The 13,419-nt window shown below is 60.4% G+C and carries 10 protein-coding genes; 4 read left to right on the forward strand and 6 right to left on the reverse strand.

Annotation, left to right across the window (positions count from 1 at the left end):
* Window positions 1–183: 183 nt before the first annotated feature.
* The 6 genes from urtE to N7578_RS20190 form a co-directional block, all read right to left on the reverse strand.
* Window positions 184–879: an urea ABC transporter ATP-binding subunit UrtE gene (gene urtE / locus N7578_RS20165; protein WP_311112002.1), complete on the reverse strand. Its 696-nt coding sequence runs from the start codon at window positions 877–879 to the stop codon at window positions 184–186.
* Between the two features lies 1 nt (window position 880).
* Window positions 881–1,642, reverse strand: coding sequence for an urea ABC transporter ATP-binding protein UrtD (gene urtD, locus N7578_RS20170; protein ID WP_311112003.1), 762 nt, complete (start codon window positions 1,640–1,642; stop codon window positions 881–883).
* Between the two features lie 7 nt (window positions 1,643–1,649).
* Window positions 1,650–2,828, reverse strand: a complete 1,179-nt coding sequence (gene urtC, locus N7578_RS20175) for an urea ABC transporter permease subunit UrtC (RefSeq protein WP_311112004.1) — start codon at window positions 2,826–2,828, stop codon at window positions 1,650–1,652.
* Complete coding sequence (gene urtB / locus N7578_RS20180) at window positions 2,825–4,429, reverse strand: urea ABC transporter permease subunit UrtB (RefSeq protein WP_311112005.1); 1,605 nt, start codon at window positions 4,427–4,429, stop codon at window positions 2,825–2,827. The genes urtC and urtB overlap by 4 nt, the downstream gene beginning before the upstream one ends.
* A gap of 290 nt (window positions 4,430–4,719) precedes the next feature.
* The gene (urtA, locus tag N7578_RS20185; RefSeq protein WP_311112006.1) at window positions 4,720–6,009 is read right to left on the reverse strand and encodes an urea ABC transporter substrate-binding protein; all 1,290 of its coding nucleotides are present in this window, start codon (window positions 6,007–6,009) and stop codon (window positions 4,720–4,722) included.
* A 294-nt stretch (window positions 6,010–6,303) separates the two neighbouring features.
* On the reverse strand, window positions 6,304–6,501 hold the full coding sequence (locus N7578_RS20190; protein ID WP_311112007.1) for a DUF2735 domain-containing protein: 198 nt from the start codon (window positions 6,499–6,501) through the stop codon (window positions 6,304–6,306).
* A 492-nt stretch (window positions 6,502–6,993) separates the two neighbouring features.
* Here N7578_RS20190 and N7578_RS20195 point away from each other — a divergent pair, with 492 nt between their 5' ends.
* From N7578_RS20195 to N7578_RS20210, 4 genes are all read left to right on the forward strand, one after another.
* Window positions 6,994–8,028 carry a glutamine synthetase beta-grasp domain-containing protein gene (locus N7578_RS20195; protein ID WP_311112008.1) on the forward strand — a complete coding sequence of 345 codons (1,035 nt, stop codon included), beginning with the start codon at window positions 6,994–6,996 and terminating at the stop codon, window positions 8,026–8,028.
* A 193-nt stretch (window positions 8,029–8,221) separates the two neighbouring features.
* Window positions 8,222–8,992 carry an SDR family oxidoreductase gene (locus N7578_RS20200; protein WP_311112009.1) on the forward strand — a complete coding sequence of 257 codons (771 nt, stop codon included), beginning with the start codon at window positions 8,222–8,224 and terminating at the stop codon, window positions 8,990–8,992.
* A gap of 94 nt (window positions 8,993–9,086) precedes the next feature.
* Window positions 9,087–12,488 carry an ATP-binding protein gene (locus N7578_RS20205; protein ID WP_311112010.1) on the forward strand — a complete coding sequence of 1,134 codons (3,402 nt, stop codon included), beginning with the start codon at window positions 9,087–9,089 and terminating at the stop codon, window positions 12,486–12,488.
* Window positions 12,485–13,414, forward strand: a complete 930-nt coding sequence (locus N7578_RS20210; RefSeq protein WP_311112011.1) for a response regulator — start codon at window positions 12,485–12,487, stop codon at window positions 13,412–13,414. Before N7578_RS20205 ends, N7578_RS20210 begins: the two co-directional genes overlap by 4 nt.
* The last annotated feature ends 5 nt before the right edge of the window (window positions 13,415–13,419 follow it).

Consider the following 13,419-nt stretch of genomic DNA (forward strand, 5'->3'; position numbering starts at 1 on the left):
TCGCGGCGTGCGAATAGACTTCATCTGTGTCTCGCATGCAGCATTTGCGCTGCCAATAACACAGGCTCTTCCTCAATAAAATGCTAAAATCCCGCATGAAAGCCATGCAGGGACGCATAGACTTTCAAAATATTAATCGGCCGTTTGCAGTGCGTGATCGGCACGCACTGCAAAAAGACGGATTTATACTGTCAGATGCCGCCGGGCTTCGGGCGTATCCAGCGTCTCGGCCAATCCCTCATGCACGATCTCGCCGCGGTCCATGATGTAGACGTAATCGGCAAGTTCGCGGCAGAAATCCAGATATTGCTCGACCAGCAGGATCGCCATGCCGGTGCTGTCACGCAGATATTTGATCGCCCGGCCGATATCCTTGATGATCGACGGCTGGATGCCTTCGGTCGGCTCGTCCAGCACGAGGATTTTCGGCCGCGTCACCAGCGCCCGACCAATCGCAAGCTGCTGCTGCTGGCCACCCGAAAGGTCGCCACCCCGACGCGACAACATGGATTGCAGCACCGGAAACAGGCTGAAGATATCGTCGGGAATGAAACGGTCCTTGCGCGGCAGCGGCGCATAACCGCTTTCGAGATTTTCCTGCACCGTCAGCAGCGGAAAGATTTCGCGCCCCTGCGGCACGTAACCGACACCGCGCTTGGCGCGCTGGTAGGGCGCAAGCCCGTTCAGCGCCTCGCCGCCAAATGTAATCGAACCGGCGCTGATGGCATGCTGCCCGGTCACGGCCCGCAGGAGCGAACTCTTGCCCACGCCGTTGCGCCCCAGAACGCAGGTGATCTTGCCCATCTCCGCATTCAGCGAAATGCCGCGCAACGCCTGCGCCGCGCCATAGTGAAGATTGATGTTTTCGACGTTCAGCATGTCACCGCCCCAGATAGTTCTCGATCACCTTCGGATCGTTCGATACGAAATCGATCGATCCTTCGGCCAGCACGGAGCCTTCGGCAAGGCACGTCACCTTCACACCAAGCTCGCGGATAAAGCCCATGTCATGCTCCACCACCACAACGGAGCGCGTCTTGGCGATTTCCTTCAAAAGCACTGCTGTCTCGGCTGTCTCCGCATCCGTCATCCCCGCCACCGGCTCATCCACCAGAAGCAGCTTCGGCTCCTGCGCCAAGAGCATGCCGATTTCCAGCCACTGTTTCTGGCCATGGGAGAGATTGGCGGCCAGATCGTCGCGGCGATGTCCGAGGCGCACGGTGGCGAGGATTTCCTCGATGCGCGCCTTGTCCTCATTCGTCAGACGGTAGAACAGCGTGGCGAACACGCCGCGCTTGCGGTTCAGCGCCAGCTCCAGATTGTCCCAGACAGTGTGACTTTCGAACACTGTGGGCTTCTGGAACTTGCGGCCGATGCCGAGCTGGGCGATATCCGCCTCGTCCTTTTTCGTCAGGTCGATGCTGTCCTCGAACAGTACCGTTCCGGTATCCGGTCGTGTCTTGCCGGTGATGATATCCATCATCGTCGTCTTGCCCGCCCCGTTGGGACCGATGATGGCGCGAAGCTCACCGGGTTCGACCACGAAGGACAGCGAGTTCAGCGCCCTGAACCCGTCGAAGGAAACGGAAACGCCGTCGAGATAGAGCAGGCTTTTCGATCTGTTTTCGGAAACCGTATTCATGTCCGCCTCACTCCGCCGCCTGTTGCGCCACTGCGGTCGCATCGTCGTTACCCACCGGCTTGCCCTCGCCAGCAGAACGGGCCGCACGTTTTTCACGCCGCCCGGCCAGATAATGCTGGATGGTGCCGACGATACCCTTGGGGAAGAACAGCGTCACCGCGATGAAAAGCCCGCCCAGCGCAAACAGCCAGAACTCGGGGAATGCGCCGGTGAAATAGCTTTTCCCGCCATTGACCAGCACCGCGCCGATGATCGGCCCGATTAGCGTGCCGCGACCGCCCACCGCCGTCCACACCACCACTTCGATCGAGTTGGCAGGCGAAAATTCGCCGGGGTTGATGATGCCCACCTGCGGCACGAACAGCGCACCCGCGATGCCCGCCATCATCGCCGAAACGACGAAGGTAAAGAGCTTGATGTTTTCGACGCGGAAACCGAGAAAGCGCACACGGCTCTCCGCATCGCGCACCCCAACCAGCACCTTGCCGAATTTGGAGTTGACGATGCCGGACGCGATCAGAAGCGACAGCGCCAGCATCACGGCCGTCATGGCAAACAGCACGGCACGCGTGCCATCCGCCTGCACGGAAAAACCGAGGATATCCTTGAAGTCGGTCAGGCCGTTGTTGCCGCCGAAACCCATATCGTTACGGAAGAAGGCGAGCAGCAGGGCGTAGGTCATGGCCTGTGTGATGATCGATAGATAAACGCCGTTGACGCGGGAGCGAAACGCAAACCAACCGAACACGAAGGCCAGCAGCCCCGGCACCACCAGCACCATGATTGCGGCAAACCAGAACATGTCGAACCCGTGCCAGAACCACGGCAGCTCCTTCCAGTTCAGGAACACCATGAAATCCGGCAGCACCGGATGGCCGTAGACGCCACGCGTGCCGATCTGGCGCATCAGATACATGCCCATGGCGTAACCGCCGAGCGCGAAGAAGGCTGCGTGGCCAAGCGAGAGAATGCCGCAATACCCCCAGACCAGATCGAGCGCCAGCGCCAGAAGCGCATAGGCCAGATACTTGCCAAGCATCGACATCATGTAGGTCGGCACATGCAGCGGGTTGTCGGCAGGCAGCAGCAGGTTCGATGCCGGGATGAGCAGTGCCACGGCCAGAATGATGCCGATGGCGATGGAAATGCGCCGGTCGAGTGCGCGCAGGAGGAAGCCGGTAATCATGCTTCGATCGCCCTTCCCTTGAGTGCGAAGAGACCGCGCGGCCGCTTCTGGATGAACAGGATGATGAGGACGAGAACGAGGATCTTGCCGAGCACCGCGCCGACGGTCGGCTCAAGGAACTTGTTGAGCACGCCGAGCGACAGCGCACCCACCAGCGTTCCCCACAGATTGCCGACACCGCCGAACACCACCACCATGAAGCTGTCGATGATGTAACTCTGGCCGAGGTTGGGCGACACGTTATCGATCTGGCTGAGTGCCACCCCGGCAAGTCCCGCAACGCCCGAACCGAGCGCGAAGGTGAAGGCATCCACCCACGGCGTCTTGATGCCCATGGAAGACGCCATGCGGCGGTTCTGGGTCACGGCGCGCATCTGCAGGCCGAAAGCCGAGCGCTTCAGCAGAACCAGCAGCGCAAAGAACACCGACAGCGAGAAGACGACGATCCACACCCGGTTCCAGGTGAAATTCAGATAACCGACGCTGAATGAACCGGACATCCAGCCCGGACTGCCAACCTCGCGGTTGGTCGGGCCGAAAATCGAACGCACGCCCTGTTGCAGAATGAGCGAGATTCCCCAGGTGGCCAGCAGCGTTTCCAGCGGACGGCCGTAGAGAAAACGGATGACGCCGCGCTCCATGACGAGGCCGATGGCGCCGGTAACGAGGAAGGCGACCGGCAGTGCAATGGCCAGCGACCAGTCGAACAGACCAGGGAAATTGGCGCGGATCACCTCCTGCACCATGAAGGTGGAATAGGCGCCGATCATCACCATCTCGCCATGCGCCATGTTGATGATGCCCATCACGCCGAAGGTGATGGCAAGGCCGATGGCCGCCAGCAGAAGAACGGACCCGAGCGACAGGCCGTACCAGACATTCTGCACGCTGTCCCAGAAGGCGAGTGAGCCTTCGAGATCAGCGATCGCAGCGTCGATGTCGCCTTTCAGGCTCGGATCGACGGAAGGCGATGCCGCCATCAGAATGCTGATGGCGTCGCGCCCGCCAATGCTTTTGATGGTTTCAACGGCGGCCTTCTTCGCATCAACCGGCCGGTCGGAGGAAAGTAGCGAAACCGCCCGCGCCTCTTCCATCCGCGTGCGCACCTGCGCGTCGGTTTCCTTGGCAAGTGCCGCCTCCAGCAATTCGAGATTTTCTGCGCTTGGCGCCTTCAAAACAGCATCCGCCGCCGAAAGCCTCACGGATTTTTCCGGGCTGAGCAGCGTCAGACCGCCAAGCGCTGCGCGAATGACGCGGCGAAGATTGTTGTTGACCCTGACCTTGGTGACAGCGGCCTTCGGCGCTTCGCCTGCGCTCTCGCCGGAGAGCGGATCGACCAGCGTGAAGTTTGCGCCTGCGGGCTTGACCATGAAGACGAGATTGTCGGCCTTGCGAACATAGAGATCGCCGGCCGCAAAGGCTTCCAGCGGCGGCACCACACGCGGATCGCCTGTTGCGGCGATCTGGCCGATCAGGACCTCAGCCTGCTTGAAATCCGCCGTGCCGAGCGCGTCGATCAACGCTTTCGGATCGCTCTGCGCCACGGATGGCGTCACGAGGCTGAACAGAAGGCCGATCAGGGCCAGCACACGAAGAAACATAGTCCCAAGTCCCCCTTGGAAGCCTGCGGGTGGCAGGCGAATTCAATAACGAAGGAGGTTTCCTTCATGCCGCGAGGGATTCTCCCCTCTCGACGTCATCCTCGGGCTTGACCCGGGGATCCATGACACCAGCCGCAAGTCTGCCTGTTTGCATCGTGGGCAGAGCTTCACCCGTCCATCCAAACCGCTTTGGCATGGATCCCCGGGTCAAGCCCGAGGATGACGTCGAGTTTGCGGAAATGATGCCGGCCGAACGAAACACGGACCGGCATCAAGCTTCCCCGCGCCTATCAGCTGCCCTTGCCGCCACACTTGCCGGTGGCGACGTTGAAGTTGCCGCACTCCATCGGCTTGCGCCAATCGGAGATGAGATCCTTCGAGTCCGGCAGGTAGTCCGACCACTCGTCGCCCACGACCTGCGGGGTCTGCTGTACGATGTCGAACTGGCCGTCGGCCTGGATTTCACCGATCAGCACCGGCTTGGTGATGTGGTGGTTCGGCATGACGGTGGAGTAACCGCCCGAAAGGTTCGGCACCGAAACGCCGATGATCGAGTCGAGAACCGTGTCCGTGTCGGTCGTGCCGGCAGCCTCGACGGCCTTAACCCATGCGTTGAAACCGATATAGGCGGCTTCCATCGGGTCGTTGGTCACGCGCTTGTCGTTCTTGGTGAACGCATGCCAGGTCTTGATGAACTCGGCATTGACCGGAGCATCGACGGACTGGAAGTAGTTCCAGGCGGCGAGGTGGCCGACCAGCGGGCCGGTGTCCAGACCGGCAAGCTCTTCTTCACCGACGGAGAAAGCGACGACCGGAATGTCTTCGGCCTTGATGCCCTGGTTTGCCAGTTCCTTGTAGAACGGCACGTTGGCGTCACCGTTGATGGTGGAAACCACGGCGGTCTTCTTGCCCGCGGAGCCGAACTTCTTGATGTCGGATACGATCGTCTGCCAGTCGGAATGACCGAACGGCGTATAGTTGATCATGATGTCCTCTTCCTTGACGCCCTTCGACATCAGGTAGGCCTTCAGAATCTTGTTGGTGGTCTGCGGATAGACATAGTCCGTACCGGCCAGAACCCAGCGCTCGACGCCTTCCGTGCTGGCGAGGTAATCGACGGCGGGGATGGCCTGCTGGTTCGGAGCGGCACCCGTGTAGAAGATGTTGCGCGAGGATTCTTCACCCTCATACTGCACCGGGTAGAAGAGAATGGAGTTCAGCTCTTCGAAGACCGGCAGAACGGACTTTCGCGAGGAAGACGTCCAGCAACCGAAAACGGCGGCAACCTTGTCTTGGCTAATCAGCTGGCGGGCCTTTTCGGCGAACAGCGGCCAGTCGGAAGCCGGGTCGACAACGACGGCTTCGAGCTTCTTGCCCAGAACGCCGCCCTTCTTGTTCTGCTCTTCGATGAGCATCAGCATGGCGTCTTTCAGCGTCGTTTCGGAAATTGCCATGGTGCCGGACAGAGAATGCAGCACGCCCACCTTGATCGTGTCATCGGCGGCGAATGCGCCGTGGAACGCGGTGGTGGACAGAATGGCGCCGAGCAACGCACCCGTCAGCGTTTTCTTGAATGTCATCGGAAGGACCCCTCTCCTTGTTTTGGCCTCTATGGGCATCGGCAGCACGCAAGGCAGCCGCTGGAGGGGACTATCGATCTCGCAGACGCGAAACCGTATACGTCAATTAACGTAGGAGGGGTGGCGAAAGGTGCAGAAGAGAACTTGTAAAGGGAGGGAGGACAGCTCGAACTGAAGTCTCCTCATCATCTGCGATCATCCTCGCGCCTGACCCGAGGATCCATGGCCGCTCAACAACGCATGTCCTCGCCGCAGGGGTGAGGGTGATGTTCGAGTCCGCCTATACGGAGCGCATCAGGAATGCGGCTTGTCGCCCCGCTCTTCGTCGCGGATCGCCTCGTCATGATACCACGAGCCGAAATCGATATGCGGCATCTTCGCCTCTTCCTCGAGCGCGCTCAGACCGCTGCTGCGGAACTTCGGCATGCCCGAACGTCCGCCGACGGGGAATTGATAGATGGTTGCAGTCTCACGATGAAAGCCGGTCGCCATTTTGCACTTCTCACTTTCCTTGCATCGAAGCACTTCGATGTGTGAAGCAAACTTCCGAGCCTCGGATTCGCTCCGATTGATTAAAAAAAAATCACGTTGCGAAAAATATAGGCATTAATTGCGCATTCGACAAGAAAAACCATTCCAGAAGCGCCGGAATTCAAGGCAATTGCCAAATGAACGAACGCCCTGCCATTCTGTGCGCCGCAACAGCCGGCTTTTCCGGAGCGCCACGCCTATGCATAAGAAAAAACTCATGAATCAGAGAGGCTTTTTTTAGTTGCCGCAGCGCAGCATCGCCGGGAAAGGTCTGCGAACTCTACCTTTCGCCGATGAGGCCCAGAAAGAATTTTCGAAAAAAATCGGCGATCGGCGTCAATCTGGCACACAACATGCATCTGTTTCGGCAGCCCTTGAAAGCAAGAGCGGCTTCCGACGGCGAAAGCAACGGTGGCCTCAAGGCTTCGCATTTTTACCTATGAGAGGTTCGTAATGACTAAGTTTAAACTCGAGTACATCTGGCTCGACGGGTACAAGCCGGTCCCTAACCTGCGCGGCAAGACGCAGATCAAGGAATTCGACGAATTCCCGACGCTTGAGCAGCTCCCGCTCTGGGGCTTCGATGGCTCGTCCACCCAGCAGGCCGAAGGCCACAGCTCGGATTGCGTTCTGAAGCCAGTAGCGATCTACCCGGATCCGGCCCGCTCGAACGGCGCTCTCGTCATGTGCGAAGTCATGATGCCGGATGGCGTCACCCCGCATCCGTCCAACAGCCGCGCGACCATCCTCGACGATGAAGACGCCTGGTTCGGCTTCGAGCAGGAATACTTCTTCTACCAGGACGGCCGTCCGCTCGGCTTCCCTGAGCAGGGCTACCCGGCTCCGCAGGGTCCGTACTACACCGGCGTTGGCTTCAAGAACGTTGGCTCCGTTGCCCGCGAGATCGTTGAAGAGCATCTGGACCTCTGCCTCGAGGCAGGCATCAACCACGAAGGCATCAACGCCGAAGTGGCCAAGGGCCAGTGGGAATTCCAGATTTTCGGCAAGGGCTCCAAGCGCGCCGCCGACCAGATCTGGATCGCCCGTTACCTGCTTCTGCGTCTGTGCGAACAGTACGGTATCGACGTCGAATTCCATTGCAAGCCGCTCGGCGACACCGACTGGAACGGCTCCGGCATGCACTGCAACTTCTCCACGAAGTTCATGCGCGAAGTTGGCGGCAAGGACTACTTCGAAGCCCTCATGGCTGCTTTCGCCAAGAACTGGAAAGAGCACATCGACGTTTACGGCCCGGACAACCACCTGCGTCTGACCGGCAAGCACGAAACCGCTCCGTGGAACAAGTTCTCCTACGGCGTTGCTGACCGTGGCGCGTCGATCCGCGTACCGCACTCCTTCGTCAACAACGGCTACAAGGGTTACCTCGAAGACCGTCGTCCGAACTCGCAGGGCTGCCCGTACCAGATCGCTTCCATCGTTCTGAAGACGATTGCGGAAGTCCCGACTGCAAAGTCGGCTGCTGCCTGATAAATTGAAAATGGCGTCGTCTTGTTCGAGACGACGCCATTTTTGCGTCTGGTGCATGGCGCGCAAAACTGTAACGCCGCCGCGCTGAAATTGCCGGACCGAACACTTCGGCCGGACGTTGACCTTTCGCCGCCCGGTCCCCGCAGCCTATCCTGCGCGCTGACGTATCCCCCCAGGACAAGGAAGGTGAGCGATGGGCATTCTCCAGAAGTTTTCCCTTGAAAACCGAACCGCGATCATCACCGGAAGCGGACGCGGCCTCGGCTTCGAAATCGCAAAGGCGTTCACGGAAGCGGGCGCGCATGTCTGGCTGACCGGTCGCAGCGCCGAAACGCTGGAGGCAGCGGTAAACACCCTTCGCGAGGCAGGTGGAAAAGCCGATTACGCGGCCTTCGATATCACCGACACGGCGGCAGGTGGGCGTCTCGTCAACCGCATCATGGACGAGCACGGCCACCTCGACATTCTCGTCAACAATGTCGGCGCGCGTGACCGTCGTCCTCTCGCGGAATTCAGCGATGAAGACGTGCTTGACCTCATCCGCACCGACCTCACCTCCTCCATCTCCCTGTCGCGCGATGCCGTTGAGGCGATGAATAAAAACGGCTATGGCCGCATCATCACGATCACCTCCATCCTCGGTTACATCGTCAAGCCGGGAGACGCGATCTACCCCGTCGCCAAGCAGGGGCTGACCGGGCTGATGCGCAGCCTCGCCGTGGACTACGGCGCACGCGGCATCACCAGCAACGCCATTTCCCCGGGCATGTTCGCAACCGAAACCAATGCGGCGCTCGCCGAAAACCCGGACATGGTCGCCTTCGCCAAGCTGCGCGTGCCGCTCGAACGCTGGGGCCAGCCGGATGAAATCGCCGGTGCGGCGCTGTTTCTGGCCAGCGACGCCGCCACATTCGTCAACGGCCATGTGCTGACAGTGGATGGTGGCATGTCCGTGCGGCTTTGAGGCGCCAGCCGCAGCATTTCCCTTGCAAACCCGGCCCTTTCACCCGAAAGTGCACAATTGGATATCACTTCCGGAAGAGGTCTGATTTTTAGGCATGGCGGCACGGCAGCGCATCATACCCGTCAGACGTGAATATAACCGCTGGGTCGCCAACCAGACGCTGGAAGACTATGCCCTGCGCTTTACGGCCAAAAGCGCACGGCAGTTTTCTTCCAACCGCATTTCGCACACCGCCATCGGCGCGATTTCCTTTCTGGCGCTGGAGGCGATCGGCGGGGCGATCACGCTGTCCTATGGCACCACCAATGCCTTTTACGCCATTGTCGTCGCCGCCATCGCCATGCTGGCGGTCGGCCTGCCGATCAGCCGTTACGCCATCCGCCATGGTGTCGATATCGATCTTCTGACGCGTGGCGCCAGCTTCGGGTACATCGGCTCCACCATCACCTCGCTGATCTACGCCGCCTTCACCTTCATGCTGTTCGCCATCGAGGCGTCGATCATGTCCGGCGCGCTGGAACTGGCCCTCGGCATTCCGCTATGGATCGGTTACATCATCTCGTCCGTCATGGTCATACCGCTCGTCACCCATGGTGTGCGCCTCATCAGCCGGTTCCAGATCGTCACCCAGCCGTTCTGGATCGTCCTCAATATCCTGCCGTTCATCTTCATCGCCCTGATGGATTGGGAAAAATACGATCTGTGGCGGGCCTTTTCCGGCATCCACCATGCCTCCGGGCCGCCCGGTACCGTCGCCCATTTCAATCTCGTGGAGTTCGGCGCGGCATCCGCCGTCATTCTGGCGCTGATGTCCCAGATCGGCGAACAGGTGGACTTTTTGCGATTCCTTCCCGCTGAAGGCCAGAGCCGTCTGCGTCACCGAATTGCGGTTTTCCTTGCCGGTGCGGGCTGGGTCGTCGTCGGCGTACCGAAGCTTCTGGCCGGTTCCTTCCTCGTGGTCCTGACCTTCAGCTCCGGCGTCTCGGTGGATCGCGCCGCCGATCCGGCGCAGATGTACCTGACCGCTTTCGGTTACATGATCCCCAACCACACGGCAGCGATGCTGCTGATGGTCGCCTTCGTGGTCGTGTCGCAGCTGAAGATCAACGTCATGAATGCCTATGCGGGATCGCTCGCATGGTCGAACTTCTTTTCCCGCCTCACCCACAGCCACCCCGGCCGCGTCGTCTGGCTGGTATTCAACGTGGCGATCGCGCTGCTTTTGATGGAACTCGGCATCTACCGGCTGCTGGAAGAAACACTCGGAATCTTCTCCATCATCGCCATGGCTTGGCTCTGCACCATTTCAGCCGATCTGTTCATCAACAAGCCGCTCGGCCTTGCCCCACCCGGCATCGAGTTCAAGCGCGCCCACCTTTACGATATCAATCCGGTCGGCGTCGGCTCCATGACGCTGTCGGCCACCATCGCGCTGATGGCGCATTTCGGTTCTTTCGGCGAACTGGCCGCCTCGCTCGCGCCCTATCTGACGCTGATCGTCGCCTTCATCGCCTCGCCGCTGATCGCATGGGGTACGAAAGGCAAATTCTATCTCGCCCGCAAGCCGCGCCAGAAGTGGCATGAGGAAAGTTCCATCACCTGCTCGATCTGCGAACACCCGTTCGAGCCGGAAGACATGGCGTGGTGCCCGGCCTATGCCGCCCCCATCTGTTCGCTCTGCTGTTCGCTGGACAGCCGCTGCCATGACATGTGCAAACCGAAGGCGAAGCTGAATTATCAGGTTGCCACCGTCGCCAGATCCTTCCTGCCGGATCAGCTGGTGGCGAGGCTTGCAACACGCCTTGGCCGATACGCCATGGCGGCGGCTGTTGCGATCACCATCATCGGCACCATTCTGGCGCTGATCGCCCATCAGGTCAGCAATGCCTCGCCTGAGACGGCGGATGTGGTGGATCGCACCATCCTCATCGTCTTTTTCGTGTTCGCCGTCATTGCCGGCATCGTCTGCTGGTTCCTCGTTCTAGCCCATGACAGCCGGGTGGTGGCGGAAGAGGAATCTTCCCGCCAGAACACGCTTTTGCTGAAAGAAATCGCCGCCCACAAGAAAACCGACGCCGCCCTTCAGGATGCCAAGGAAACCGCCGAAGCCGCCAACCGCGCCAAGAGCCGTTATGTGGTTGGCCTCAGCCACGAATTGCGCACGCCGCTCAACGCCGTTCTCGGTTATGCGCAGATTTTGGAACGCGACGAGACGATCCCGCCGCCCCGGCAATCGGCCATCAAGGTCATCCGCCGCTCGGCCGATCACCTGTCGGGCCTGATCGACGGGCTGCTGGATATTTCCAAGATCGAGGCGGGCCGGTTGCAGGTCTATTCCAACGAAATCAACATTCAGGATTTCCTCGACCAGATCGTCGACATGTTCCGACCGCAGGCACAGGCCAAGAGCCTGGAATTCCGGCATGAGCGTGCGCGCAGCCTGCCGCAATATGTCCGCACCGATGAAAAGCGCCTGCGCCAGATCCTCGTCAACCTGTTGTCCAACGCCATCAAGTTCACCGATACGGGCACCGTGTCCTTTGATGTCGCCTATCGCAACCAGGTTGCCACCTTCACGGTCGCTGATACCGGACGAGGCATCGCAGAAAAGGATCTCGCCCGCATCTACGAGCCCTTCCAGCGCGGTGAGGCGGACAGCATCCGCCCCATGCCGGGGCTTGGCCTTGGCCTCACCATCACCCAGCTTCTCACCAACACGCTGGGCGGCGAGATTTCCGTAGCCAGCGAAAAGGACAACGGCTCCACCTTCCGCGTCCGCCTCATGCTGTCTGCGGTCGACCGCCCAAGCACGGCACCGGCGGCGGAAAAGACCATCCGTTCCTATTCCGGCCCCCGCCGCACCATCGTCGTGGTGGACGACAACGAGGACCATCGCGAACTGATGCGGCAGGTGCTGGTTCCGCTGGATTTCGTGGTGCTGACCGCCCAGAGCGGCCCGGAATGTCTGACCCTTATAGAAGGTATCAAGCCGGACCTGTTCCTCATCGATATTTCCATGGCCGGCATGACCGGCTGGCAGCTGGTATCGAAACTGCGCGAAGCCGGACAGACTGCGCCACTCATCATGCTTTCGGCCAATATCGGTGATGGCGCGATCGCGGGCGCTGGCGAGGACAACCACAACGACGCCATCGCCAAGCCTGTCGATATTCGGCAGCTCTGCGACAAGCTTGCCGTCCATCTCGGCCTGAAATGGGTCTACGAAACGGACGCCCTGTCCGTGCGGGAAAAACCGGAGAATGCCCCGGTCCTCAACCCCGGCGCGATCCACATTCAGGATTTGCAGCGCCTCGGTGAAATCGGCTACATACGCGGCATCGAAGCAAAGCTTGCCGATCTTGCCCGCAACGAAGACAACCGGCCCTTCACCGAGGAGCTTGGAGCCTATGTGCAGGCGTTCGATCTGGCCGGATATGCGGAATTCCTCAGCGGCTTCGAGGACGCGGACATGAACAGGAAAGAACGCGAGGCATGAGCGGACCGCAGGCGGCGCCCCCCAGAGATATCGTGCTTCTGGTCGATGACAGCCCGGAAGCGTTGGGTTTCCTGACCGAAGCGCTGGAACAGTCCGGTTTTTCGGCGCTGATTGCCACCTCGGGACAGGCGGCGCTGAACATCGCCGAGCGCATCACGCCCGATATAATTCTGCTTGATGCGGTCATGCCGAACATGGACGGGTTTGAGACCTGCCGTCGCCTGAAAGCCAATGCGTCCGTGGCGCAGGTGCCAGTCATCTTCATGACCGGCCTGACGGAAACCGAACATGTCGTGCGCGCCCTCGAATCCGGCGGCGTCGATTACCTGACCAAGCCCATCAACATCGATGAGCTGCGCGCCCGCATCCGCGTGCACCTTTCCAATGCCCGCTCGGCGCAAAGCGCCCGCGTGGCGCTGGATGTCGCAGGCCGCCATCTGCTGGCTGTGCGCGCCAGCGGTGCGATCCATTGGTCGACCCCGCAGGCGACTCGGCTCGTCAACGCCGCCACCGGCCGCGACGACGGCATGGAAATCGTCGTCAGCCATATTGCAGGCTGGCTTGCGGAAAAGGCAGCAAGCGATACCGGCCGTGATACGCCGCTGACGATCACGCAGGCCGGGCGCCCCGCCCTGCAACTGTCCTTCCTCGGCGCGATGGGACCGGACGAACACCTGTTTCGCCTGACCGCCGCCAACGAGAAATCCGGCGATCATCTGCTGAAGGAACACTTCGCCCTGACGGCCCGCGAATCGGAAGTGCTGTTATGGATCGCCAAGGGGAAATCCAACCGCGATATCGGCGATATCCTCGGCCTTTCGGCCCGCACCGTGAACAAGCATCTCGAACAGATCTACGTCAAGCTCGGCGTCGAAAACCGCGCTTCGGCCGCGGTCAAGGCCGCGCATATCCTGCATCAGGGGTAAATCAG

Origin of the sequence: Agrobacterium tumefaciens (assembly GCF_031801495.1) — a bacterium.
In the GTDB taxonomy this organism is placed as follows: Bacteria; Pseudomonadota; Alphaproteobacteria; order Rhizobiales; family Rhizobiaceae; genus Agrobacterium; species Agrobacterium tumefaciens_K.